1 rRNA gene is annotated in these 1136 nt (G+C 58.2%); it reads right to left on the bottom strand.

The window, feature by feature from the left end:
• Positions 1-1136: ribosomal RNA gene (locus R1101_RS0123990) — 23S ribosomal RNA — on the bottom strand; the annotation flags it as partial.

Genomic DNA, 1136 nt, shown 5'->3' with positions numbered 1-1136 from the left:
CCTTTTGGACGGTTAGCACAACTGATTCGCCATTGGGCGCGGATACACGGGTACGGGAATATCAACCCGTTGTCCATCGACTACGCCTGTCGGCCTCGCCTTAGGTCCCGACTCACCCTGGGCGGATTAACCTGGCCCAGGAACCCTTGGTCATCCGGCGGACGAGTTTCTCACTCGTCTTTCGCTACTCATGCCTGCATTCTCACTCGCGTGGCCTCCACACCTGGATCACTCCGGCGCTTCCACGGCCACACGACGCTCCCCTACCCATCCACACCACTGCCGGACCAGCCGTAACCGGCCCGGGGTGTTGTGTGAATGCCGCGGCTTCGGCGGTGTACTTGAGCCCCGCTACATTGTCGGCGCAGAACCACTTGACCAGTGAGCTATTACGCACTCTTTCAAGGGTGGCTGCTTCTAAGCCAACCTCCTGGTTGTCTCAGCGATCCCACATCCTTTTCCACTTAGTACACGCTTAGGGGCCTTAGCCGGCGATCTGGGCTGTTTCCCTCTCGACTACGAAGCTTATCCCCCGCAGTCTCACTGCCGCGCTCTCACTCACCGGCATTCGGAGTTTGGCTGATTTCGGTAAGCTTGTGGGCCCCCTAGACCATCCAGTAGCTCTACCTCCGGTGAGAAACACGCGACGCTGCACCTAAATGCATTTCGGGGAGAACCAGCTATCACGGAGTTTGATTGGCCTTTCACCCCTACCCACAACTCATCCCCTCAGTTTTCAACCTAAGTGGGTTCGGGCCTCCACGACGTCTTACCGTCGCTTCACCCTGGCCATGGGTAGATCACTCCGCTTCGGGTCTAGAACATGCCACTCCAGGTCGCCCTATTCGGACTCGCTTTCGCTACGGCTACCCCACCCGGGTTAACCTCGCGACATGCCGCTAACTCGCAGGCTCATTCTTCAAAAGGCACGCCATCACCCACCACCCCGAAGGATGCGCAGGCTCTGACGGATTGTAAGCGCACGGTTTCAGGTACTATTTCACTCCCCTCCCGGGGTACTTTTCATCTTTCCCTCACGGTACTTGTCCGCTATCGGTCACCAGGGAGTATTCAGGCTTATCGGGTGGTCCCGACAGATTCACACCGGATTTCACGGGCCCGGTGCTACTCGGGTA

It is taken from the genome of Rhodococcus sp. R1101 (genome assembly GCF_000278445.1).
GTDB lineage: Bacteria > Actinomycetota > Actinomycetes > Mycobacteriales > Mycobacteriaceae > Rhodococcus > Rhodococcus gordoniae.
Note: the sequence above shows the minus strand (reverse complement) of the source record. Positions and strands in the feature narration are given on the sequence as shown.